Genomic DNA, 23,445 nt, shown 5'->3' with positions numbered 1-23,445 from the left:
GATGGTCTGCCAGGGTGCGTACTCGGCCGGAACGTCACGCCACGGCGCCCCGACCCGGATGCGCCGGCGGATCCCGTTGATGAGCTGCCGTCTGTCCCACTTCGGCGGACGACCCAGCGACGGCTGCGCAGGCAGTAGCGGCGCGAGCGCCGCCCGCTGAGTAGGCCCGGGGCGCGGTGTCGGGATTGCTCCCGGCCCGTTTCCCCGGACCTCTCGCCGAACCCGCCGTGCGCCTCTCGACGCAACGGGCTCTCCACGGCCTTTGCCGTCAGGCTTGTTGCAGGTTCCAGGGGTTGGGGATCGCTGTGCTGCGGTAGCGATACCGGGTCACCGGGATCGCGCTGATCTTCCGCAGTTCGATCTCGCCCGCTGTGATCGGCCGCCACTGCCCAGAGGCGGTGACGAACCGGCGGCGGACGTCCGACCACGTCCAGTGATGCCGCTCGCGCAGCATACGGATCAGCCTCCACCAGGTGAAGTTGTCCAACATGCCGAAGGTGTTCTTCGCGACGGCGTGCCGGAAGTAGTTGGCCCAGCCGTGCATGAACATGTTCAGACGGGTCAGCACATAGCCCAGATCCTGTTGCGACGTCTTGTGGGTCAAGGCACGAATCTTCGTCTTCAGCGACCGCAGAGGCCGCTGGGCGACGAAGGTGTAGACGTGCCATTTGCTCGTTCCTCGCTTGCGGCGCCACTGGATGTGAAACCCCAAGAAGTCGAAACCCTCACTCATATGCACGACTCGGGTCTTGGCCGGTGACAGCCGAAGACCGATCGGCCGCAGCACTTGAGCGACCTCCTCGCGCAACACCTCGGTGTCCTGCTCGGTCCCGTGGACCAGAACCACGAAGTCATCCGCGTAACGGACGACCCGCCAGTTCGGCAGCCCCCGGTCACGTCGTCGTCTCCGGCGTCCTTGGGTCGACATCACCCCACCCGGCTCCCACCCCCGTTGCAGATGCTCGTCGAGCACCGCCAGGGCGATGTTGGCCAGAAGCGGTGAGATGACGCCGCCCTGAGGTGTCCCGGTGTGACTGTCCTGAAGCTCGCCGAGCTCAGTGAGCACACCGGCCCTCAGAAACGCCTTCACCAGCGCCAGGACCCGTTTGTCCTTGATCCGCTCCCGGACGCGGTCCATCAACGCGGCGTGCTCGATCTCGTCGAAGCACGCTTGGATGTCCGCGTCCAGGACCCAGCGGTAACCGCAGGTCCCGAAGAAATGGATCTCAGCAACGGCATCCTGAGCCCGCCGGTTGGGCCGGAACCCGTAGGAGACCGGCTTGAAGTCGGCCTCGAACAACGGCTCCAGCACCAGCTTCAACGCGGCCTGGACAACCCGATCGGCGACGACGGGTATCCCCAGTCGCCGAACCTTCCCGGATCCGCCCGGCTTGGGAATCTTCTTCTCCCGCACCGGCAGTGGCCGGAACGTGCCCGCTTTGAGCTGGCCACGCAGGTCGTCCAGGAACCCAGGAACACCGATCCGCTCCTCGACGTCGGCGACCGAAAGGCCGTCCACGCCGGCAGTTCGTGCCCCCTGATTGCCGGCGACCCGGTCGAACGCCACGATCAGCGTCGCCGGGTCGTGCACGAGGTTGAACAAGTCGTCGAACCGGCGGCCCGGATCGGCCACCGCCCAACGGTGAAGCTTGGCCTGCATCTCCGATACCCGCCGACGCGGCCCCATCGAGGCCGGTTCCGGCGCGGCCCCGGTATTCACCGGTGCATCTTTCGGCATTACAGCCTCCGCCCCTCGCAAAACCGCTGCCGTCCTTCCCCATGCACCGGGCTCTCCCCGGCTCGGAGTACTACGACGGCTCCGCCCCACCCGTCCCGTTCGGCAGTCGGTGTGCCTATCCCGATGTGCGAGCTGGTCGCTCGCCCACCGGGAACCGAAGACAGGCGGTTCCCGTGTTCACTGTGATTCGCTCGACGGAGTAGGAGCCCGACTGTGTCCCAGCGGCATCGCCATGAGTACGCCGCAGACCTTCCTCATGGCCTCCAGGACGAGCGCAATAACACGCCCCAGGAGTTCCCGCCGCCAGCAGACGGCGGTGCGCACCGCACCCGACCCATATCCACCAGATTTGAGTCGGTGACCGAGTTAGGACGTAACAACGCCGGTTCCTCTCGTACTCCTCTCCGCCACGCTTGCCGAACCCGCACCATCTGGCAGTACTGGCACGTCCCGACGTTGTCAGGGCCGCTCCCACCCTTTCCCGGCACCACCCGGATCAGGCTGCCCCCAGCTCCACCGCCCCGCTGCGACAGGGTCAGCGACGAAGGTCTTCCACCTCCGCTCGAATCAACAGCGCCTCACGGCGCAAACTGCGCGTCGGTCAGGTCGTGCCGCCTCGTCACCGATAAGGTGGCCACGAGGTCTCCGGTATGAAGTTCTGCTTGGTCGCTGAACCATCTACCGGAGACCTCTTCAGTTATCGATCACGCCACGCCGGGACCTCACCCAACCACGACCCTTTATGAAACGCGCCCTAGCCCGCCTGCCGCCGCGGGCGGTCAGGGCGGCGCGACCGGCGTCCGGACAGGCGTGACGAGGCCGGTCTCGTACGCCAGGACGACGGCCTGGACTCTGTCCCGCAGGCTCAGCTTGCCCAGGATGTGCGCGACATGGGTCTTGACCGTGTGCTCCGAAACGAACAGGTCCACCGCGATGTCGGCGTTGGTGAGGCCCCGGGCGACGAGGGCGAGGACCTCCGTCTCCCGTGTGGTGAGGTCGGCCAGCCGCTGCGGCCTGACGGGCGGCGCCGACCGGTCGGCCCGGACGAAGTCGGCGATGAGCCGCCGGGTAACTGCCGGGGCCAACAGACAGTCGCCCGCGGCGACGACCCGGACAGCCGCGACGAGTTCGGTCGCCGTGGCGTCCTTGAGGAGGAACCCACTCGCGCCGACCCGGAGCGCCTGGTAGACGTATCTGTCGAGGTGGAAGGTCGTCAGCACGAGCACTCGCGGTGGCTGTTCGGCTCCGTCGGCCGGATGCGGTTCCTCGAGCAGTCGCCGGGTCGCCTCGAGCCCATCCAGCTTCGGCATCCGGATGTCCATGATCACCACGTCCGGCCCCTCGCCCCGCTCGCGTAGCTCCGCGATCGTCGCCAATGCGTCCAGGCCGTCGCCGGCGGTCCCGACGACCGACAGGTCCGGCTGGGCGTCGAGCAGGTAGGTGAATCCCTCCCGCACCATGGCCTGATCATCAGCGACGAACACCCGCGTCACCATAGTGCCGGCGCTCCGGCGCGGGCGGTGGTGACCGGCACCGCGGCGTCGACGGCGAAACCTCCGTCGGGTCGCGGCTCGACGGCCAGCTCGCCACGCACGACGGCCATCCGTTCCCGCATCCCCGCAATGCCGAGCCCAGGCCCTGCCGCCGACCGGGCGGGCCGGGGCGGCGGCGAGTTCTCGATCCTTATCCGCACCCGGTCCACCGCATACCACAGTTCGACCCGCACCGGCGCGCCCGGCGAGTGCCGCCGTGCGTTGCTCAGGGCCTCCTGCGCCACCCGGTACAGGACCAGGCCGACGGTGGGCGGCACCGGGCGGGGGTGCCCGTGCACCGTGAGTGTCGCGGGCACGCCGACGGCGCGTACGTCGGCCACCAGGGCCTCGACGTCGTTCAGGCCCGGCTGCGGGGCCAAGTCCTCGGACTCGGCCTCGTCACGCCGCAGCACACCGAGGAGCTGCCGGGTTTCGTCGAGGGCCTGCCGGGTCGCGTCGCCCATCGCGGCGAGCTCAGCCCGTACCGGATCATCCTCCGGCGCGGACCGGAGCGCCGCGAGCCGGTACGGCGCGGTCTCGGTCCGTACCGCGATAAGGGACAGGTGGTGGGCGACGATGTCGTGTAGCTCGCCGACGATGCGGGCCCGCTCCTCCAGCACGGCCCGGCGGGTCTGCTCCTCGGCCACGGACCGGTTCACCATGTCGAGTTGCTGCTCCATCCGGTCCTGCCGGCCGAGGCCCAGGCCGGCCAGTGCAGCGGCGCCCACCGCCAGGATCCCCGACACCACGGCCCCGGACAGCGGCCCCGCACCGACCACCAGCCCGGCCGGGAGTACGAGCAGGAGGCTGACCCCGGCGACGGCCGTCGCGCCGGGCGGGGGACAGCGCGCGACCGTCATCATGACGACCGGGAGGTACAGCAGCATCCCGGGCGTCCAGGGCGTGCCGAGCTGGTATTCCTGGCTTCCGTCGGTGAGTATCGCAGCGACGACCAGCGTCAGCAGGGTGCCCGCGACGGCGAGCCGCCAGGCCGTGAACGGCCGGCGCCGCATGAGGAACACCGGAGTCATGTGCAGCAGGACGACGACCGCGACTACCGGGCCCGCGTGGTCGTGCAGGTATCCGTTACCGACCTCGCCCACGAACAGCGCCGCCACGGCCACCGCGAGCAGCGTCCGCTGGGCGTAGCGCCGCCCATCGGTCCCCCAGCCGGACGGCGGGAGCTCCCGGTCCCGGCCCGTGATCAGCACGTGGCGCAGCGCGGACCAGACCCGACCCGGGAGTCTGCCGATGCCGCGTTCGCTGGCCGTACTGTCCATGCCGGGCAGGCTAGCCCGGCAAAGATCCAGTGCGCATCGTGAAGTTCCCCGGATAACTTGAGTGCCAGACCTTAAGGGACAGCAGGGGCTCTCGGCCATCGCTCCGCAGACCTACCGACGATCGGCCGCAAGGACGAGGCGGGCAATCGCTCGGCGCGCTGAGGCAGATGACGGCTCACGATGTCCAGGCTTTCGCGCATGGGAAATGCAGACCCGACATCCCCGAGCCGGCTCGCCCGGCCGCTCGCCGGTGCCGGTTCGTTGTGGATCGCGTGCGCCGTCGCCACCGCGCTCGCCAGCGAACTCGGCCGCCCGAGTGGCATCGACCTGATCCACCCGACCTTCAGCGAACTCATTTTCACGACGCTGGGCGCGCGTCTGGTCGGCATCAGCATGGTCATGCTCTCCTTCGCATCGATCTGCATCATCTTCGCGCTGATCGACTGCCAGGCACCGACCGGCCGGCCCGGGCGGATGCTGATCGGCGTCTGGAGCGTCGCGCTGGTGGTGGCCGCGATCTTCCCGCCGACGCCGGTGGGGACGCCGCCAGTCTGGTACGACACACTGCACCGCTACGCCGCGCTGGTCGGCTTCGTCTGCCTCCCGCTGGCCGGAATCCGGCTGGCCAGCCGCTTCCAGACGCATGCGCGGTGGTGCCGGACGGCGACCGCCATCCGAGCGTGCTCCACCGCGAGCCTGCTGGGCATCGCCGCGTTCGTCAGCACCTTCGTCCCCATCGGTCAGCCCGTCTGGCTGGTCGGGGCACGGCAGTACAGCGGCATCACCGAACGCCTGCCCCTGGCGAGCAACATCGCGTTGCTCGCCACGCTGGCGGCGGCGGTCTTTTCGGCGTCGCGGCGCCGTCAGCCAGCGTCAATGCGGGAATGAGCGCGTGGCCGGAGGGTCGCCACCGCTGTGGGGACCTGCGGTGTAGGCCACGAAGCCCGTGCGGCCCGTGACATCACGAGAATCGGCACCCAGCCCCCACTCGTCTTGGCTGTAAGCGCCAGGCTCATGACTATTCGTGACCACGTAGGTACGGATGAACGGGGTCAGCCTTCCACCCCCGGCAGGCCCTGCCTGGCGCACGTCGTTGCCGTCTGCCGCGTTAGGGCAAGATTTGTGTGGATCGGGCGCGGGACGAAGGCCGGTCCCCGAACCTGGCTGGATCCCCCGCAACCACTGATCGCCCAGCTTAGCGACAGTCACGCCCATCGCGGCGAGTGCGCCCGCTCATCGACATCTTGTTGACTGGCGGCACGCACGTTCGCCATGGTCGCCGCATACCTTGACAGCGAACTGGTCGGTTACGCCCTCGGCTACGGTCTATCCAGCAACACTCGCTGGTGGACCGGTCTGCAGACGGACCAGCCGGCGGCGTTCTTCGTCGAAGACGGCACCCGGACGTTCGCGTTGAACGAACTGGTCGTCGCGCCGGAGCGCCGCCGCCGCGGATACGGCCGGATGCTGCACGATGCCTTGCTCGACGGCAGACCAGAGGAGCGAGCGACGTTACTTGTCCGCCCGGACAATCCGGCGGCTGAGCTGTACGAGAAGCTCGGCTGGCGGGAGGCCGGCCGGCAGCAGCCCTTTCCGGACTCTCCGACGTTCCGGTCGATGGTGCTGCCGCTCACGACTCGGTAGGTCTGTTCAGGTCCAGCTCGCCGACCGTGTGGCTATGTCACCAGTCCAACAGCTGGCGTTGGTAGAACAGCGCTCCTGTCGGTCCGTCGTCCGGGATGGTGGCGAGCCAGACGAACGTATCGGCCGCCTCATCCGGTGAATGCTCAGCTTTGCCGTACGCGAGGCGGGTGTCGACCTTGCCGGGTGAGGCCGCGTTCACGAGGATGTTGTCGGCGCGGAGTTCCTCGGCGAGGATCTTGGTCAACGCGTTGACGCCTACCTTCGAGACTCGATACGAGACGCTGCCGGTGCCGAGTTGTGCGGAGGTCGCCATGTGGGTGGTGACGTTGACGATCCTCCCGTACTGGTGCTTGCGCATTTCCGGGATGGCGGCCGTGCAACAGCGCCAGGTGCCCATCAGGTTCGCATTCAGTGTGGCGGCGACCTTCTCCATGTCGGCGGAGGCTGCCGCCTGACCACGGTCGATCGCAATCCCCGCGTTGTTGACCAGGACGTCAAGGCGTCCGTGTTCGTAGGCGACATCGGCCATCAGCCGGGCAACACTGGCCGGGTCAGTGATGTCGAGCTGATGCCCGACGACCGACCGGTCACCGACGCACAGTTCCGCCGCGGCGCGCTGAGCGGACACGTCGTCCCGGGCGGTCACGACAACGGTCAAGCCGCGGTCGGCGAGTTTTCCGGCGATGGCCCGGCCGAGGCCCCGGTTGGAACCGGTGACGACCGCGACGCGCTCGAAGTCCTGGGTCATACGCCCATGCGATCAGAGATCGAACCTGTTCGTCCAGCGCAACGAACGACGGCCCGCGGTGCTGGGCCAGCCGACCGTGGCTGCCGAAGTACCGCCACCGGGTCGCGGCAATGCTGCGCGAGGCCGGGTCGCTGAGCGCATACCCGGCCGTCCGGGCCGCTGCCGAAGCGGCGATCGCCGGCCCCGTGCAGCTGCACGGACTGCCACTCCTGGGGTTCGAGGCCACGTGCACCCCGTGCCGGATCTGGCGGAAGACCTATCCCACCGTCGGCCGGTGTCCGCGGTGCCGGCAGGAGCCCCTGCATCTTGACGGCGACGGTTGCCGTCGCTGCCGCGTCGACCAGCGCTGGCATCCCGCGCCCGCGACCGACGAGGCGGTGACCACGCAGCTGTGGATCGGCGGGTCCCTGGCCCCGCGGCTGCTGACCCAGGCCGGCGCCCTCGGACGTCAACCCGACCGCGAGCCGCCCTACCGCACGCAACCAGCGTCACCTGACGCAGCCGACCCGCCGCAGGTGAGCCCGCACGTGCACTGGCTCGCCACCCACGCCCCCCACCACACCGGCCCCCGCCTCGACCCCGCACAACTCGACCGCGCCCGCACCCCGCTCCACGACACACAACTCACCGAAGCGCTCACCACCTACCGGCTCCTGGCCGACCAGGACGGGCTCGACCCCGACCAGGTCCTGGCCGATCTGCTACACCTGCACCACGCCCGCATGATCGGCGTCGACACCGCCTCCGAACGGCACTGCCTCCGCCTCGCCCGCGCGATCCCCGCCCGGCATCCACGGTGACAGCCGGCCAGTCCATGGAAGGCGGCGCTACGGGCGTCGCCCTGCTGCACCTGGAAGCCGGCAACTGTCCGGCCGCGTTCGCGGCGCTGCGCGCTGCGACCGCCGACGGCGTCACGATCGGTGGGGGCGCCAGTCTCTTCTACGGTGCCCCAGCGCTCGCGTTCGTCCTCGCCGCCATCAATCGCCCGGAATTCCTGCACGGACGGGCGGTCGCCGCTGAGGGCACCGCCACGGTCACGCGGCGCCGCCTCGACGCCGCGCACCGCCGCATCGACCGCCACGAGCAGCCGCACTACGCCGAATACGACCTCATCCGGGGGTAACCGGTCTCGGCGTCGTCGCGCGCCGGCCCTCGACGGGCCACGCCACGAGGTATGGTCACCGGTCACCCTGCCGATGGACGCCTCGTTCGAGGCCCTGCACCTGTGGCTGGCCAGCCAGCCCCGCCCATACGGCGTACTCAACGTCGACCGGGAACACACCGCCGGGCTCCTCGATCCACAGGACCGGTTCTTCTGCCCCACCCTGCTCACCCACAGCAGCCTCGCCTACCTGACCATCCGCCGCCACGACGACGCGACCTGGCAATGCGGCGCGCACGGCTTCGGCCCCGACGCCACCACACTGACCCGCGACCTGATCGACCTGATCGCCGCATGGGACCGACTGCACCGCGCCGGGGCCCGGCCGGCTGTCACCGTGTACCCTGTTGGCGCCGCGCTGCCCGCCACCGAGCAGCTCCGGCTGGTCCTGGCCCGCCGCCACACCCAGATCGTGATCACCTGGCCTGGTGGCAGCCGATGACTACGTTGGTGAACATTCGCGGGGACTCCGGCAGCGGCAAGACCACGACCGCGCGGGAGGTCCGCCGCCGTTACGGCCGCGGCTGTGCCCTGATTGAGCTTGACCAGTTCAGAAGGGTAGTCCTCCGAGAGCATGGCGGTCTCGACGCGGTCGCGCCCGGGTTCATCGGCATGTCCGCGCGGTACCTGCTCAGCACCGGCTATCACGCCATCGTCGAGGGCATTCTGCGTACCCGCAGCTACGGCACCGTGTTGCGGCAGCCGATCGCCGAACATCCTGGCCCGAGCCACGTCTACTACCTCGACGTCAGCTTCGAGGAGGCCATCCGCCGCCACCACAATCGGGCCGAGCCGATCCCGGTCAGCGCCGAAGAGATGCGCGGCAGGTATGTGGCGCTCGATACGCTGGGTGTGCCCGCGGAGCACGTCATCCCGGAGACTTCGACGTTTGAACAGACCGTGGCCACGATCCTCGACACCAGCGGCCTGGCCGGCATGGCGCCGGCAACGCCGTGCCCGACCCGGTGCGCCCGCTGCGCGCAGAAACGGACCGAGGACCGCAACGCCATGCCGGCCACAACCGGGCGCCACGATGAGGATGGGCCGGACGACGTGTACGTGCAGGACGTCGCCGTCCATCCAGCCCACCGCCGCCGCCGCAGCGTGGCCGGCGCACTCGTCAGCTCGGTGGCCACGCAGGCGCGCCTGTGGGGCTGTCACCGGCTGTGGTTCACCTGCGCCCCTGGCAACACCCCAGCCATCGCGACCCGGCGGCGGCTTGGCCTCCGCAACCTCCCCAGGAACTACACGGTCGACGGGATCCAGGTGATCGCGGACTGCAAGGGTCCGGGCCGGGACCGTCCCGTCTTCGAGCTCGACCTGCCCGCCACCGGACCGGTAGCAGAAGGAGCCCACACGTGACGACCGTCAGGGACGATCGCCAGGCACTGCGCGATCTCGTCGCCGGGCTGGTCCCGATCGACGAACGCGAAGCCGCCGACCGCGACGACGTGCTCGCCTGGATCGACGCCGGCGCCGAGCTGTACCGGCAGGTGCCGCCGGACGTGCCATCGAAACACCTCGTCACCTACTTTCTGCCCTACGACGCGTGGACCGGCCGGGTGTTCCTCGTCGAACACCGCAAAGCCCGACGGCTCCTGCCGCCGGGTGGTCATGTCGAGCCCGGCGAACTGCCGTGGGCCACTGTGGCCCGTGAAGCCGACGAAGAGCTCCAAGCGGTCGCGGTCCCGCATCCGCTCTGGCCGGGCGGACGGACGTTGTTCGTGACCGTCACCCAGACCGTCGGTTCCCACGTCCATACGGACGTCACGTTGTGGTTCCCGATCGCGTTGGACCCCGGACAGTCGATCACTCCTGATGCGGGTGAGTTCGCCGGCTGGGGCTGGTATACGTGCGCTGAGGTCATGGCGTGGCGTGCCGAGCGCACCGACCCGCACCTGGCTCGGTTTCTGACCAAACTCGGCCTGCTACGGACCGCGACCTCTGGCGGGTCCGCGCATGACGGGTAGACCACGCCGCCATGACGACGCCGCCGCGGCCGCGTCGTACACGCTGACGGTGGACGTGCTGCTGCTCTACACGCGCCCTGGCCAGCACGGCGTCGAACTGCTCGTCGGGCTCCGCCGAGGCGGCTACGCACCATCCAAGTGGGACACGTCAAGCGGGAAGCTCCAGCTGGGTGAGCGTCTCGAGGACCGCATGGCGCGGGAGGCGTGGGAGGAGACGGGACTGCGGCTGCCGCCGCACCTGCTGCGGGTCGTCGCGATGACGCACTGGCACCCGCCGGACCGGGTTCCCCGGATCGGGGTCTTCTTCCACCTCGAAGCCGACCCCGCGGCGCACGGCGTTCCGCGCATCGCACGGGTGGCGGAACTATGGCGAGTCAAGCGGCGCTTGCCGGAGCGATGCCTCGCCGGAGCCCGGCGCGCAGATCGCCGTCTTCGGGGTCGGCACCGTCGGGCTGGCCGCCGTGATGGCCGCCCCGCAACAAGCGCATCATCGGTGTACTCGGCGGCGGTGGCCGCAGCCACGAACTGATCACCACCGTCATGAGCCTGTACGCCCACAGGGCAGGTTCCCGTTCGACCGCCTGGTGCCGCACTCGACAAGTCGCACACCGGGGAAGTCATCAAACCCATCCTGCGCATGCGTAACCCCGCAACCGATGCCCTGGGCGTCATCCGCCGCGCACGTTGGCGCGGAAGGCGATCGGGGTGGTGCCGGTGCGCTGGTGGAAGTACTTGCTGAAGTTGGTGGCGCTGCTGAAGCCCAGATGTGCTGCGATTTGGGCGGCGGTGTGGTCACTGTGGGCGAGCAGCCGCTTGGCCTCCAGGACCACGCGGCGGTCGATGAACTCCTTGGCGTTGACGCCGGTGGCCGCCTGGGTGGCGCGTGAGAGGGTGCGCGGGTCGTACCTGAGGGCGTCGGCGTAGTCCTTCAGCCGCCGGGTGCGGGTGAACTCGACCTCGACCGCGGTGCGGAAACGCACGAACGTATCGCCAGGCTCCGGGACTACGGCACCGGCCGGGGCGGCGAGGTGTGCCAGGCGCAGGACCAGGACGGCGAGGAGGTGACGCAGCACCGTCTGCTGGACGTCGAGCGGCAATTGGCCCACGGCGCCGAACGCGCGGCCGAGGTGGTCCGCGGCATCACGCAGCGACTGCAGCTGGTCGTGGCCGGGCTCGTAGACGAGTGGTGCATAGGGGTCGTCGAGCCGCGCGGTCGTGGCGGTGGCCGGGTCGAGGAAGTCCTGCTCGAACAGGATCAGCGTGCCCTCGGTGAGTTGCAGATCGCCCCACTGCTGCACCTGGCCGGGACGGATCCAAAGCCATGAACCAGGCTCGACCGTGTAGTCGGTGAAGTCCACGGTGTGGTGCAGCGCGCCCCGGCTCAGGTTGAGCAGTTGGTGAAATGCGGGGCGCCGGGGCGCCCCGAGGGCGCGACCGCCCACACGAGAACGCAGCTCGGTGAACGTCATCACCTCGATCCCGGCCGGAGTGCCGACCGGGGAGGCGAACCCGAGCTCGGGAATATCATGGTGTCGGTTTTTGACCATCGCGAGTCGCCAGTGTACCCGGCTATGCCGGATTTCCGGCCCTACCCTGGAGCTAACAGAACACCAGGATCGTCGTCAGAAGGAGTACCCGGGTATGAGCACTCGAGACGTGGTTGCGACCGCCGCCGGCCAGTTGTTCCGCGACAAGGACCCGTCGGCCGTGGACCGTTGGGTCGCACCCACGTACACGCAGCACAGCAGCCTCGCCGTTGATGGACCTGAGGGGCTGCGCGACCTCGTCGCAGCTCTCCCCGCCGGCTTCCGCTACGAGCCCGCGCGGAGCATCAGCGACGGCGATCTCGTCGCCTTGCACGGCGTTTACCACGGCTTCGGCCCGATGCCGCTGGTGGCCTTCGACATCTTCCGGGTACAGGACGGCAAACTCGCCGAACACTGGGATGCGCTCACCCCCGTCGTGGAACCAACCGCCTCCGGCCGGTCGCAGACCGACGGCCCCACCGAGGTGACCGAAGCCGACCGGACGGAGGCGAATCGGGCACTGGTCACCGAGTTCGCTCAGAAGGTCCTCGTGGGCGCCGACTACAGCGTGTTGACCAACTACATTTCCACCGAGACGTATCACCAGCACAACCCAGAGGCCGCCGACGGCCTGGACGGCTTCGGTGCTGCCGCGGCGACGTGGGCGCAGCAGGGCAAGAACCTCGTGTACAGGACCGTGCACCGTGTCATCGCCGAGGGTGAGTTCGTGCTGCTGCAGTCCGAAGGCGAGTTCGGCGGTCCGGTTGCCTACTATGACCTGTTCCGGGTCGCCGACGGCAGGATCGTCGAGCACTGGGACGTCATCGCCCCGATCCCGGCGGACCTGCCGCACGGCAACGGCCTGTTCTGACCGGCGCAGTACATGATGGCCACTGGTCGCCTGCTCGAGCTGAGCGAATACCGCGACCTCGTCGACCTCGACTGCCCGTGCCGGAGTGCTCCCGGCACCGCGAGCGTCCCCGACGACCTGGTCCGAGGCATCCTCAGCCTGCTCGCTGACGACTCGGCCACGCTGCGGCTCGGCATCACATCCGATGACGTGAGCGCAATGGCGAGCGGTGCCCGCAGCAACGTGCAGCAGCGTCGGGGGTTGCTGCGGGCCCTGCTCACCGTGCGAGATCCGCAGCCGTTCCCGGGCGTCGCCGAGTCGATGCTCGACGACCTGCTGGCCGGCCAACGGCGACGTCGTCCTGCCGTCGATGCCGCCGAGTTGCCGACCATCGCGCAGGCCTACCCCGGCATTGGCTATCCGGCCGCGGACAGCACGGTGCTGTGGCTCGGCGGGTGGATCGCGGCCGGGCCGGTTCTTTGCCACACGTCCGGTCATCGCCCGGGCCCTGGCCCGGTGGGGGCACATCCTGCTGCCGGTCGTGCTGATCGGGATCGGCCTGCTCATCCTGATCGAGGGCCGCGCGTTCGGGCTGTGAACCGGGCCGGGTGCGGGACGAGAGGCTGCTCGTCCCGCACCCGGCCGGTACCGGGCTGGGAGACCTTGCGCCTGGCCGAGGCCGTCCGCGATCACCTGGGCGTCTCCCGCGTGCGGGTCACCAACGACCTCAACGCCGCCGCCGTTGCCGAGCTGCACCGGGGAGCGCTGCGGGACGCCGATCCCGGACTGGTCATCGGGCTGGGCACGGGGGTCGCCGCAGCCGTCACGGTCAACGGCGCCGTCGTGCCCGGGCATCGCGGCGGGGCCGGTGAGATCGCCTACGCCGTCAGCGGCGCCGACTGGCCGGCGTCGCCTGAGCCGCTGCTCGAAGCGCAGTTCTCGGGGAGGGCCCTCGACAACCTGGCCGATCAGCTGGCGCCGGCGGATGGTGCGGCCGGGCTCTGCGCGGCCGCAGTGCCGTCCGGGCCGGTGCGCGACGCGCTGGTCGCCCGTGTCGACGAGCTGGCCCGCCACGTCGTCACCTGCTGCCTGCTCCTCGACCCGCAGCGGCTCGTGCTCGTCGGTAGCGTCGCCCGCGACGACCTCGTCCGCGATCTGCTACGCGACCGGCTCTCGCACGCGCTGCCGTACCCACCCGAGGTTGTGCTGTCGACGTTCGCCCAGGACGCCGCGCTGCTCGGTTCGCTCACGCTGGCGGCGCAAGCCTGACCCCTGCCGTCGGTGGTGATCGGGTGTCCGGGCGCGGCCGGCGGCCTCGGTGGCCGACACGCCACGCGAAATGCTCGAGCTGCACCATGCATGCGACCAGAGCGCCGGCGTGCACCCCGGCACCGCGATCATCGGCGGTGACGGATCTCGTGAACAGCTCGTGCTCGACGTGCCCAGCGACCCCGCACCGGTGCTGGTCGACATCACCAGCAGCGGATGGGACAGCGCCGTCCGGCTGGCCGACAATGTTGGCGAACTCATCGACCGCATCGAGTCGGGCACCTTCGCGTTCGGCTTCAGCGACCAGCGTCCTCGCGATGCGTCGATGGTTCGATCTGACCGTGGTCGTCCTTCGTAGTTCGTCCCCGCGCACGGTGCCGGGCGGACGCCACACGGCGCCCGCCCGGCAATTCGTTCAGTAGACCTGCAGCTCGTACAGCGAGTAGCCCCACTGCCCCGACAGTTGTGTGCCTTGCATCCGGACGTATCTGGCCTGGCCGCTGACCGTTATCCGCTCGGTGCCGCCGGCGCCGGACGTCGTGGTGTACATGTCTCGCCACGAGGAGCCGTCGGTGGAGGCCTGCAGCTTGTACCCCTTCGCGTACGACGCCTCCCACAGCAGGTCGACCTCGCTGAGGTTGAACGTGCCGCCGAGGTCCACCTGGATCCAGTTGTTCGGGTCCTGGCTCGCCGCCCAGCGCGACGCCGTGTCACCGTCGACCGCCTTCGCCGGGCCCTGATCGGCGTTGGACTGCGACGACGCCGTGGCGGCCTTGTTGAGGGCCAGGTTGGTCCGGCCCGCGGTCGTGGTGAGGTTGAGCGTGGTCGCCCGGCCGGCCTGCAGCGGCACGACGCGGGCGATGGTGCCCAGCGGCGAGCTCTGCACGGCGCTGCCGTCGGTGGTGATCGAGGCGATACCGTTGCGCTGGATCAGGGTCAGGTTCTGGTCGATCTTCGACGTCAGCGTCACCGTCATGGTGTGGGCGTTGTTGTCCCAGGTCAGGTTGTTGATGGCGAACTGGCCCTTGCCCAGCATGCCGTTGATGGTGCCCTTCGACAGGCCCGCGGGCATCGCCGGGAGCAGCTCGATCGTCCCGGGCTGGGTGGCGGCCGCCATCTCCATCATGATCGTGGGAACGGAGTTGACCACGTCGGTGGCGAAGACGCTGTGGTTGTTGTAGTGCGACGTCGCCATGCTGCTGTAGTAGTAGTCCTCCTTGGCGAAGCGCAGCAGCTTGGCGTTGACTGAGGCGGCGTCGTTGGTGTCGGCGGCGATCAGTGCCCCGTGCAGCAGTCCGTGGCCGGCGTTCTCGTAGCTGCCCTGGTCCTTCTTCTGCAGGAAGACGTGGGCCGCGTTCCACTGCGCCCGGTTGGTCTCCGGCGTGAGCTCGCGGTACGGCCAGATCGGCATCAGCCCGCTGGAGTGCCGGTGCTGGTACTGGTTCTGGTTGGCCAGACCCGGCGTCGCCCACTCGGCCAGCGCGCCGTCGTTGTTGATGATGTACGGCGGCAGATTGTTGAGCTTCTCCTGCCAGACCGGGATCTTGTCGGCGTCGCGGCCGAGCGCCTTGCTGGTCTGGATGAGCGTCGAGAGGGCGAAGCGGGCGCCGGAGATGTCGTACACCGAGTTGACCGCCAGCGGCACCCCGTTCGGCGGCCGGTTCTCCGGCGAGATGGAGCCGGCCAGGATGTACTTGCCGTTGGCGTCCTTCTTGACGAGGAAGTCCTCGTAGAAGTCGCCCATGTCGCGGATGAGCGGGTAGTACTTGTCGGCGAGGAACGTCTTGTCGCCGGTCACCTCGTAGTACTCCCAGAACGGGTACAGCAGCCACGACTCGCCGCCCGTGACGTACTGGTACGGGTAGTCGAAGTTGATGTTCGAGATGAGCCCTTCCTCGTTCGGCGTGTTGCCGCCGGTGAGCATGCCCCGCGTGCCGAGCAGTTTGCGCGCGTTGGTCCGGAAGTCGTTCTGCCACTGCTGGTTGAGGTAGAAGTACCCGGCCATGGCCTCCGGCATGTTGCCGACGTTGCCGCTGGAGATCTGCAGGTTGAGGTTGGCGTCGAGGTGGTAGTAGCCGTCCCACCCGACGTTGCTGTCGCCGGTCCAGTTGCCCAGCAGGTCCGGTGCCGCGGTCTCGTTGGACGAGGCCAGCAGGTGGTAGCGGCCGGCGTAGAACATCCGCTCGTACAGCGCCGGGATCGGCGTCGAGGAGTTCTTCTGCTCCGCCAGCAGCTGCTCGGTGGGCTTGGCCCGGTCGGCCGCGCTCGCCCCGAGGTCGATGGACATCCGGCCGAAGATCTCCCGGTGCTTGCTCGTGTGGCGGTTCAGCAGCGTCTGGTAGCTGTCGTTGATGCCGGACAGCCGCTGCTGCAGCAGCTGCCGGTTCCACTCCGTCTCCGCGGTGACGCCGCCGTTGTACGTCCCGTTGTACCGCTGGGTGAGCGACAGCAGCGTCACGTAGGTCGCGTTGGCGACGGTGACGTTGCCGCCGGACAGCGTCTTCGTGCCGTCTGTGACGATGCGGGTGACGCCCTCGTAGCCGGCGTTGTAGGAGCCGCTGGGGTACTTCGCCCGCAGGTTGAGGTAGTCGGTGGTGGTGTTGTTGGTGTACGTCACGCCCTTGTTCGTCAGGTTCATGCCCGTATCGATCGACAGGCCCAGCGTGACGTTCAGCCGCTGGCCACTCGGGGCCGCCATGTTCTGCACCGTGACCCCGTCCGTGCGGGACACGAACGAGTCGCGCTGCCAGCTGCCCTTGTCGTCCGTCCAGTTCACCGACACCACGCCCGAGGCATAGTCCGTGGAACGGGAGTAGTTGCGCACGGTGCCGGCGTCGGGCATCTGCATGGTCATCTTGAAGCCCGGGTGCTTGCTGCCCTCGCCGCCGCCCTGGTACCCCTGAACGTCCGCGGCGAGCTGGTTGGCCTGCTGATACTGCCCGGCGATCAGCTGGTCGCGGATCTTGTTGATGTTGTCGGCGCTGACGGTGTTGAAGGTGCGGTGCGGGCGCGCCTCCGTGCGCGCCATGAAGAACCGCTTGTCGTTGAAGACCACGGTCTCGTTGCGCGGGTTGCCGAAGACGATGATGCCCTGCTTGCCGTTGCCGGCCAGCAGGCCGTTGGCCCAGTCCGCGTACGTCTGCGGGTAGGTGCTCGACGGCGCCACCGTCGGCGAGCCGCTGCCGCCGCCGGTCGAGCCCGTGCCGTACACCTCGAACTCCCACAGCGAGTAACCCCACTGCGTGTTCGGGGTGACGCCCTGCATCCGCACATAGCGGGTGCTGCGCCCGACGGTGACGGTGTCGGAACCGCCGTCGCCGGTGGTGGTCGAGTAGACGTCCGTCCACTGTGTTGCATTGTCGGAGACCTGGATCTTGTACCCCTTCGCGTACGCGGCCTCCCAGACGAGGTCCACCGTCGACACCGCGTAGGCGGCGCCCAGGTCGACGTAGATCCAGGCGTTGTTGTCGTTGCTGTGGTCGCTGGACCAGCGGGTGGAGGTGCTGCCGTCGATGGCGTTGGCGGCGGTCAGCGTGCCGTCCTGGTAGGACGCGACGGCCCGGGCACCGGCGCCCCGGGCGAGGTTGACCGGCGTGTCGGCGGCCGCCGACGGCAGCCGCACCGCGGCCCCGGCGATCAGCACCGCCGCGATGCCGACGGCGCACTTGATGGCTCTGCGCATGGCGGTTCCCTTCTTCACCGGGTCGCCACCCGCAGCGAGGAGATGGCGTCATTGTTGCCGGTGTTGAGCAGGTTGGGCGTGTCGGCGGTGAACGTCCACGCGGTGCCGGAGAAGCCGGCGTCGGCGTACGCGATCACCTGGTAGCCGGCCGGGACGCGGATCGAGGAGATGCTGTCGTTGGCGATGCCGGCCGCCCGGAGCTGGGCCAGGTCGTAGCTGCCGACGCCGAACGTCGCCGACGGGCCGGTGTAGTTGGCGTCGCCGTAGACCGACGGGCCGGTCCCGCCGCCGATCGGGGTGCCGTACACCTCGAACTCCCACAGCGAGTAGCCCCACTGCGTCGCCGGGGTGACGCCCTGCATGCGCACGTAGCGCGCGTTTCGCCCGACGGTGACGGTGTCCGTGCCGCCGGCGCCGGTGGTTGTGGAGTAGACGTCCGTCCACTGTGTCGCATTGTCGGAGGTCTGGATCTTGTACCCCTTCGCGTACGCGGCCTCCCAGACGAGGTTCACCGTTGACACCGCGTAGCTGGCGCCGAGGTCGACGTAGATCCACGCGTTGGGGTCGTTGCTGTGGTCGCTGGACCAGCGTGAGGACGGGTTGCCGTCGATGGCGTTGGCGGCGGTCAGCGTGCCGTCCTGGTAGGACGCGACGGCCCGGGCGCCGGCGCCGCGGGCCAGGTTCACCGGCACGTCCGACGGCGGGGCCGGCGGCTTCGGCACGGTCTGCCCGGCCGGCGGCCACAGCGCGAACGTGTTGGCGCCGCTGTGGGCGGAGGCGAACGGGCCGGCCATCGTGTTGGTGGACGCGATCGCGTTGCCGAAGAAGTCGGTGGTGACGTCGGCGGCGATGCTCTCGCCGGCCTTCGGGATGGTGCCGACCCGGGCCCGGGTGACCGGGGTGAGGCCGGTGATGCCGGCGGTGTTGAGGTCGAAGCTCAGCGACATCGCCGTGTTGGACGCCGTGTAGCGCACGTTGGACAGCTGCCCGGTGACGTTGCCCTCCTTCACCTGCGTCTTGTTCGTCGTGGTGTCGGGCAGCGTCGAGCCCTGGACGAGGTTGTTGTACCAGAAGTCCTTCATCGGCGACGTGTTCGAGGTCGTCTCGTTCATCGTGCCGGGCTGGAAGTAGTAGGCGTCGCGCCCGGACCCGTCGATGTTGATGCGGCCGTTGTCGATGAACAGGTTGTTGGCGAAGACGATGCCGGTGGCGTCCAGCGTGCGGATGTCGCTGTTGCCGATGAAGACGTTGTTGTCGACCAGGATCGGGCCGAACACCGCCTCGGCGTAGTAGCCCCACGGCGCGTTCATGACGATGTTGCCGGTGATGCGGACGTTCTGGTTGCCCCAGTCGGTCCAGATGCCGGCGGAGTTGCCGCCGCGGGAGTTCTTGACGTAGTTGCCCTTGATGAGGCCCTGGTTCATGTAGTGCACCTTGATCGGGGCCGTCTCCGCGCCGCTGAACTCGTTGCGGTAGTTGGTGTCCTCGATCATGTTGTAGAGAATCTGGGAGTTCCACGAGAAGACCCCGGCGATGCCGGACTGCCCGGACTTCGCGATGTAGTTGTTGCGCACGATGTGCGAGCCGTACTTGCTCGTGTCGTGGAAGTTCGTCCGGGTCGTGCCGGGCCGGTTGCCGGCCCACTCGTCGCAGCCCAGCCCGATGTCGATGCCGATCGTGCGGGCGTTGACGACGATGTTGTTCTGGATGATCCAGCGCAGGCCGCCGTTGACGCTGATCGCGCCGGCCTGCCGCCGCGACGGGCTGCTCGGGAAGTCGGAGTAGGTGCCGGCGGCGTGCTTCACGGTGAAGCCGTCGACGGTGATGTACCCCAGCCCCCACACGTCCGGCGCGAAGACCTGCCGGCGCACGTTGATCTCGGCGAGCTTGGCGTTGGGGTCGGCGCCGCCGAAGTTGGCCCAGATCGTGGTGTTGGGCCCGGAGACCTGCGTGAACCACGTGCCGGCCGAGTTCTGCACGTCGGCCTGCGCGGGCTTCTCGAGGTACGCCTGCTCACTGAGGTACACGTCGCCGGCGGTGTACCCGGGGAACGTGTCGCTCCCGCCGCCCATCGGCTGGCCGGTCGCATACGGGTTGTAGTCGCCGAAGTACGAGTTGGGCAGCGTGACGCTCCAGACGTTGCCGCTGCCGCGCACCCAGTTGCTGATCTGCTCGGAGCCCTTGACGACGACCTCGCCGTCGCCGGCGTTGGTGTAGGTGATGCGGTGGGCCTCGTCGGTGCCGCCACGGGCCGGCTTGACCGTCTCGCGGTAGAGCCCGGCGTGCACGACGACCTTGTCGCCCGGCTGCGCGTCCTGCGCGGCCTTGTTGATGGTCAGGTAGGGGGCGGCCTGCGTGCCCAGGTTGGCGTCGTTGCCGTTCTTGGCCACGTGGATGACGCGGGGCGCCGCGGCGGCGGACTGTGCGGCGATCGAGGGCACGGCGACCCAGACGACCGCGGCAGCGACGCCGAGCGCGGCGATCCCGGCGGCGAGGCGGGCGGCCCGCCGGGTTCTGCTGTGTGGCATGGGGCTCCTTCGGGGGGCGGATTCTCACCGTGAACGCCGGTCACGGTCGAAGCGGGCACGGCGGCGCCCGCCGCCTGGCGAGGCCTCAGGCGGGGGTGGCGGGCAGCCGCGGCGGAATTGGCGGGACACCGGGGCTGCCGAATGGCCCCTGGGTGCGCCGGAAAAGTTACATTATTAATCTATGATGATCCGAGACCGTCGTCAACCGCGTGGCGGGCGGCCGATCAACGGCACGCTACCCGCCTCCCGCCGATCGCGCCAGAGCCCTGGTGATCCCCGGCGCCGCGGCCGCGGTGGCCGGCCTCCGCTGCGGCGATGAGCTTCTTACCGGTGCAACAGCGCTGGATCTCGCCGATGCACTCGTCCCACGGCGGTACGTAGCCCGCTGCAGACGACGCGTCGGCCAAGGACCCGGGCAACGGCGTCGGCGGCGGCCTTCTGCGTCTGCTCGGGCGGCACGCCCTACGCCGGACCAGCCGGCCCGCGCGCTCGGTGCCGGCGTGGCCAGGTCAGCCTCTGCCGGTTGTCTGACGGAGCGGCGTCACGCCCCGCGCCGACCCGGCGGCCGGCGCGCCGCGCCCCAGGTGGTTGCTGTTAACAGGTTTTCGGGCCCGGCGCGGCGATCGACTTGACCTTCGGCGGACGCCGTTCGGCGGCCAGCGCGGCCGTACTTCCTTCGATCACGAGACGTGATCGACCGTGAACGCCAACCACCTACACGCGAGCGGCGACGTCGGGGCCGTGGCCGGGGGCGACCGAGGCCTGCAGGACCAGGGCGGCGCCGCCGATCGCGGCCGAGTCCCGCGGGTTGCTCGACAGGTCGACGCGCACGTCGTGGACCTCGCGGGCGAAGGCGCGCTCGGCCAGGCGGCGGCGGATCTCGGTGACGTAGATCGAGCCGGCCACCGCGAAGCCCGGGCCGGCCAGCACGAGCGTGTCGATGTCCCACAGGTTGGCCAGGGCCAGGGCGGCCTCGGCCAGCAGGGCCGCGGACTCGTCGACCAGCGCGCGGGCGGCCTCGTCGCCGTAGAGGGCGGCGCGGGCCAGCACGTCGAAGGCGCGGGCGTCCGGGTCGTCGGGGCGGATGCCGAGGCGGTCGGCGAGGCCGCCGGTGGCCCGGGCACGAGCGACCAGGACCCGCGGGGCGGCGTACTGCTCCAGGCAGCCGCGATTGCCGCAGCGGCAGCGCTCGCCGTCGCGGACGACCGCGATGTGGCCGAGCTTGCCGGCGTTGGAGCTGGCGCCGCGGTGCAGGGCGCCGTCGAGGACGACGCCGGAGCCGATGCCCGAGTTCATGTACAGGCAGCCGAAGGTGCGCTCGCGCGAGACCTGCCGGCCCCAGAACTCGCCGACGGCGGCCGCGGCGGCGTCGCTGTCGACGAGGACGGGGACGCCGAGGCGGCCGGTCAGGGCGTGGGCCAGGTCGAGGCCGGCCGCGCGCCGTTGCGGGTCGGGAGGCGCCTCCGGCAGCGCCAGGAAGCGGCCCCGGGCCACGTCGACCGGGCCCGGGCCGACGACCGCCATGCCCGCCACGCTCTGCGGCGGCAGGCCCAGGCCGCGGGTGATGTCGTGGTACAGCGCGGCGAGGTGCGCGGCCATGCTCTCCGGGCGCCCGTCGGCCGGGCCGGCGACGAGCTGGCGGCCGACGGTGCCGCCGCGGGTGTCGGTGACCACGCAGGTAAGGGTGTCGGCGCCGACGTGGATGCCGACGCCGTACGCCGCGCGGGAGTTGATGACCAGCATCGAGCGCGGCTTGCCGCGGGTGGCCACCGTGTCGCCGGTCTCGCGCACCACGCCGTCGTCGATGAGCCGGCGCACGATGTTGGAGATCGTCGGCTGCGTGAGACCCGTCGCGTTGACGAGCTCCACCCGGCTGATCGGCCCGGAGGAGCGGATGAGGTCCACGATGAGCGCACGGCTGCCGGGCCCCGCGGCCGCTGACTCCCGTCGCGCCACGCCCACCGCCCTTTCGTCTCGCCGTACGCTGTCGCACGACTACGTTACGGGGACGAAGGCTAAACCACGAGGAGGACCCATTGGCCGCGGCAGCGACCCCGCAGCAGGGCACGCCGGTGGGGCTCGCCCTCGTGCGCGACGCGGAGGTCCTCGGCGCCGAGCCGTTCTTCCACGAGTTCATCGCCGGCATCGAGCGGGTGCTGGTCCCGCTCGGCGTGCCGGTGCTGCTGCAGGTCGTGGCAACGGTGGCGCAGGCGGTGGAGCGGATGCGGGCCTGGGCGCAGTACGGCCAGGTGCAGGGCGTCATCCTCATCGACCTGCTGCCCGGGGACGAGCGCGTCGCCCTCGTGAAGGAGCTGGGCCTGCCCTGCGTCGTCATCGGCGACCCGGAGACCGCCGACGGCCTGCCCACGGTCTGGACGCAGGACGAGGTCGCCATGCGCGACGTGGTCGGCGAGCTGGTCGCGGCCGGGCACACGCACCTGGGCCACGTCGCCGGCCCGGCGCCGATGGCGCACACCATCATCCGCCGCCGCACGTTCGAGCGGGCAGCCGCCGAGCACGGGGTGCGCACCACCTCGTTCGACGGCGACTACTCGGAGGCGGCCGGGGTGCGCGCGGTGGCCGCCCTGGCCGCCCTCGAGCAGCGCCCGACCGCCCTGGTGTTCGACAACGACGTGATGGCGCTCGGCGCGCTGCACGAGGCCGGCCGCCTGGGCCTGGCCGTGCCGGCCGACCTGTCGCTGGTGGCGTGGGACGACTCGGCGCTGTGCCAGCTCGCGGTCCCGCCGCTGAGCGCTGTCAGCCACGACGTGCAGGAGCTGGGCGAGCTGGTCGGCTACCGGCTGGCCGACGCCCTGTCCGGCGCGCCGGCCGGCATCGTGCGGGCGGCCCCGGCGAGGCTCATCGTGCGCGGCTCCAGCCGCTGACCGGCGGCCGGCTACCGGCGCACCTTGAATCTCAGGTGCAGCACCCCTTCGCCCTGGATGACCACGTGGGGATCCTCCAGGAGGTGCTGCCCCTCGATGCGGCCGAAGTAGCGTTTGCCGGACCCGAACACCACCGGCACCACGTCCATCGCCACCTCGTCCACGAGCCCGGCGGCGAGGATCTGGCCGCCCACGTCACCGGCGTTCACCGCGACGTCACGCTCCCCGGCGAGCTCTCTGGCCCTGTCGATCGCCGCCCTCACGTCGTCGACGAAGTGGTACGACGCCTCGGGGTGCCAGCCGTCGGGCTTGGGCCGGTGCGACACCACGACCACGTGCTCGCCCGCGGGCGGACGCCCCTCCCAGCCGTTCACCAGGTCGAACAGGTGCCGGCCCATGACGATCGTGCCCAGGCGGTCCCAGGTCGCCTTGACGTACGGCGCCGATGCCCGCGAGACCTTGAAGAGGCTGCCGGCGCCGGAATGGTCGAACTGCGGGTCGACGCCCGGCGTGACCGGTGTGTCGCCGTTCCAGTACCAGTCGTGCAGCGGCCCGACGCCGTCGTTGCTGTCGGCGATGAAGCCGTCCACCGACACCACGTTGTGCATGATGACTATGCTCACGACCTCGA

The 23,445-nt window shown here is 69.8% G+C and carries 20 protein-coding genes and 2 pseudogenes; 12 read left to right on the top strand and 10 right to left on the bottom strand.

The window, feature by feature from the left end; genetic code table 11:
* The 4 genes from ABD352_RS24500 to ABD352_RS24485 form a co-directional block, all read right to left on the bottom strand.
* Positions 1-186 (bottom strand): transposase (locus tag ABD352_RS24500; protein WP_344614810.1); only part of this gene is annotated, 186 nt, incomplete at its 3' end.
* 82 nt (positions 187-268) lie between these two features.
* Entirely contained in the window at positions 269-1,738 is a 1,470-nt protein-coding gene (gene ltrA, locus ABD352_RS24495) for a group II intron reverse transcriptase/maturase (protein WP_344614809.1), read from the bottom strand.
* Between the two features lie 779 nt (positions 1,739-2,517).
* Positions 2,518-3,234, bottom strand: a complete 717-nt coding sequence (locus tag ABD352_RS24490; RefSeq protein WP_344614808.1) for a response regulator transcription factor — start codon at positions 3,232-3,234, stop codon at positions 2,518-2,520.
* Positions 3,228-4,550 carry a sensor histidine kinase gene (locus tag ABD352_RS24485; RefSeq protein ID WP_344614807.1) on the bottom strand — a complete coding sequence of 441 codons (1,323 nt, stop codon included), beginning with the start codon at positions 4,548-4,550 and terminating at the stop codon, positions 3,228-3,230. The genes ABD352_RS24490 and ABD352_RS24485 overlap by 7 nt, the downstream gene beginning before the upstream one ends.
* A gap of 198 nt (positions 4,551-4,748) precedes the next feature.
* Here ABD352_RS24485 and ABD352_RS24480 point away from each other — a divergent pair, with 198 nt between their 5' ends.
* Both ABD352_RS24480 and ABD352_RS24475 read left to right on the top strand, forming a co-directional pair.
* Positions 4,749-5,438, top strand: coding sequence for a DUF998 domain-containing protein (locus tag ABD352_RS24480; protein ID WP_344614806.1), 690 nt, complete (start codon positions 4,749-4,751; stop codon positions 5,436-5,438).
* A 384-nt stretch (positions 5,439-5,822) separates the two neighbouring features.
* On the top strand, positions 5,823-6,194 hold the full coding sequence (locus ABD352_RS24475; RefSeq protein ID WP_344614805.1) for a GNAT family N-acetyltransferase: 372 nt from the start codon (positions 5,823-5,825) through the stop codon (positions 6,192-6,194).
* Positions 6,195-6,231: 37 nt separating this feature from the next.
* On the opposite strand, the gene ABD352_RS24470 is transcribed toward ABD352_RS24475, so the two are convergent.
* Positions 6,232-6,942 carry an SDR family NAD(P)-dependent oxidoreductase gene (locus ABD352_RS24470; RefSeq protein WP_344614804.1) on the bottom strand — a complete coding sequence of 237 codons (711 nt, stop codon included), beginning with the start codon at positions 6,940-6,942 and terminating at the stop codon, positions 6,232-6,234.
* Positions 6,943-7,475: 533 nt separating this feature from the next.
* On the opposite strand from ABD352_RS24470, the pseudogene ABD352_RS24465 reads away from it, so the two are divergent.
* The 6 genes and pseudogenes from ABD352_RS24465 to ABD352_RS24440 form a co-directional block, all read left to right on the top strand.
* Positions 7,476-7,742, top strand: a pseudogene (locus ABD352_RS24465) (hypothetical protein); the annotation flags it as partial.
* A pseudogene (locus tag ABD352_RS24460) lies at positions 7,739-8,091 on the top strand (lanthionine synthetase C family protein); the annotation flags it as partial. The pseudogenes ABD352_RS24465 and ABD352_RS24460, both read left to right, overlap by 4 nt.
* A gap of 47 nt (positions 8,092-8,138) precedes the next feature.
* Positions 8,139-8,546, top strand: coding sequence for a class I SAM-dependent methyltransferase (locus ABD352_RS24455; RefSeq protein ID WP_344614811.1), 408 nt, complete (start codon positions 8,139-8,141; stop codon positions 8,544-8,546).
* On the top strand, positions 8,543-9,466 hold the full coding sequence (locus ABD352_RS24450; RefSeq protein WP_344614803.1) for a GNAT family N-acetyltransferase: 924 nt from the start codon (positions 8,543-8,545) through the stop codon (positions 9,464-9,466). The genes ABD352_RS24455 and ABD352_RS24450 overlap by 4 nt, the downstream gene beginning before the upstream one ends.
* A complete protein-coding gene (locus ABD352_RS24445) occupies positions 9,463-10,074 on the top strand; it encodes an NUDIX domain-containing protein (RefSeq protein ID WP_344614802.1) in 612 nt (203 codons plus the stop codon). The genes ABD352_RS24450 and ABD352_RS24445 overlap by 4 nt, the downstream gene beginning before the upstream one ends.
* A gap of 49 nt (positions 10,075-10,123) precedes the next feature.
* Positions 10,124-10,603, top strand: coding sequence for an NUDIX domain-containing protein (locus ABD352_RS24440; RefSeq protein ID WP_344614801.1), 480 nt, complete (start codon positions 10,124-10,126; stop codon positions 10,601-10,603).
* Positions 10,604-10,742: 139 nt separating this feature from the next.
* Here the strand turns inward: ABD352_RS24440 and ABD352_RS24435 are convergent, their stop codons facing one another.
* Positions 10,743-11,621, bottom strand: coding sequence for a helix-turn-helix domain-containing protein (locus ABD352_RS24435; protein WP_344614800.1), 879 nt, complete (start codon positions 11,619-11,621; stop codon positions 10,743-10,745).
* Positions 11,622-11,730: 109 nt separating this feature from the next.
* Between ABD352_RS24435 and ABD352_RS24430 the strand changes: the two genes are divergently transcribed.
* The 3 genes from ABD352_RS24430 (at position 11,731) to ABD352_RS24420 (ending at position 14,077) form a co-directional block, all read left to right on the top strand.
* The gene (locus ABD352_RS24430; protein ID WP_344614799.1) at positions 11,731-12,471 is read left to right on the top strand and encodes a nuclear transport factor 2 family protein; all 741 of its coding nucleotides are present in this window, start codon (positions 11,731-11,733) and stop codon (positions 12,469-12,471) included.
* Positions 12,472-12,486: 15 nt separating this feature from the next.
* Entirely contained in the window at positions 12,487-13,719 is a 1,233-nt protein-coding gene (locus ABD352_RS24425; RefSeq protein ID WP_344614798.1) for an ROK family protein, read from the top strand.
* Positions 13,720-13,789: 70 nt separating this feature from the next.
* Positions 13,790-14,077 carry a hypothetical protein gene (locus ABD352_RS24420; protein WP_344614797.1) on the top strand — a complete coding sequence of 96 codons (288 nt, stop codon included), beginning with the start codon at positions 13,790-13,792 and terminating at the stop codon, positions 14,075-14,077.
* A 57-nt stretch (positions 14,078-14,134) separates the two neighbouring features.
* Here the strand turns inward: ABD352_RS24420 and ABD352_RS24415 are convergent, their stop codons facing one another.
* The 3 genes from ABD352_RS24415 to ABD352_RS24405 form a co-directional block, all read right to left on the bottom strand.
* On the bottom strand, positions 14,135-17,401 hold the full coding sequence (locus tag ABD352_RS24415; RefSeq protein WP_344614796.1) for a glycosyl hydrolase family 95 catalytic domain-containing protein: 3,267 nt from the start codon (positions 17,399-17,401) through the stop codon (positions 14,135-14,137).
* 14 nt (positions 17,402-17,415) lie between these two features.
* The gene (locus tag ABD352_RS24410) at positions 17,416-19,929 is read right to left on the bottom strand and encodes a galactose-binding domain-containing protein (RefSeq protein WP_344614795.1); all 2,514 of its coding nucleotides are present in this window, start codon (positions 19,927-19,929) and stop codon (positions 17,416-17,418) included.
* Positions 19,930-20,643: 714 nt separating this feature from the next.
* Positions 20,644-21,885: an ROK family transcriptional regulator gene (locus ABD352_RS24405; protein WP_344614794.1), complete on the bottom strand. Its 1,242-nt coding sequence runs from the start codon at positions 21,883-21,885 to the stop codon at positions 20,644-20,646.
* An 80-nt stretch (positions 21,886-21,965) separates the two neighbouring features.
* Between ABD352_RS24405 and ABD352_RS24400 the strand changes: the two genes are divergently transcribed.
* A complete protein-coding gene (locus tag ABD352_RS24400) occupies positions 21,966-22,814 on the top strand; it encodes a LacI family DNA-binding transcriptional regulator (protein ID WP_344614793.1) in 849 nt (282 codons plus the stop codon).
* 11 nt (positions 22,815-22,825) lie between these two features.
* Here ABD352_RS24400 and ABD352_RS24395 read toward each other — a convergent pair whose 3' ends face one another.
* The gene (locus ABD352_RS24395; protein WP_344614792.1) at positions 22,826-23,437 is read right to left on the bottom strand and encodes a dihydrofolate reductase family protein; all 612 of its coding nucleotides are present in this window, start codon (positions 23,435-23,437) and stop codon (positions 22,826-22,828) included.
* Positions 23,438-23,445 lie beyond the last annotated feature (8 nt).

The organism is Dactylosporangium salmoneum, assembly GCF_039532525.1.
Taxonomy (GTDB): Bacteria; Actinomycetota; Actinomycetes; order Mycobacteriales; family Micromonosporaceae; genus Dactylosporangium; species Dactylosporangium salmoneum.
Note: the sequence above shows the minus strand (reverse complement) of the source record. Positions and strands in the feature narration are given on the sequence as shown.